This is a genomic window from Pseudomonas sp. 21, assembly GCF_000955805.1.
Lineage (GTDB): Bacteria > Pseudomonadota > Gammaproteobacteria > Pseudomonadales > Pseudomonadaceae > Pseudomonas.
Map to the genome: position 1 here is coordinate 278635 of NZ_JYOA01000001.1, position 502 is coordinate 279136.

Genomic DNA, 502 nt, shown 5'->3' on the forward strand with positions numbered 1-502 from the left:
CGCGAACGGATTCCCCGACGCCCCTGGTGCTGGGCGGTTCGCGAGCAAGCTCGCTCCTACCCAGAGCAGTCAGCCCTTGAGACAGGTCCAGGAAAAAACAACTCGAAGGCCGCCGAAACAAACCAGAAGCATCACGCCAAGGGCTTTATTTTGTAGGAGCGAGCTTGCTCGCGAACAGATTCCCCGACGGCTCTGGTGCTGGGCGGTTCNNGAGCAAGCTCGCTCCTACCCAGAGCAGCCAGCCCTTGAGACAGGTCCAGAAAAAAACGACTCGAAGGCCGCCGAAACAAACCAGAAGCGTCACGCCACGGGCTCTATTTTGTAGGAGCGAGCTTNNNCGCGAACGGATTCCCCGACGCCACTGGTGCTGGGCGGTTCGCGAGCAAGCTCGCTCCTACCCAGAGCAGCCAGCCCTTGAGACATGTCCAGGAAAAAGCGACTCAGAGGCCGCCGAAACAAACCAGAAGCATCACGCCAGGGGCTTTATTTTGTAGGAGCGAGC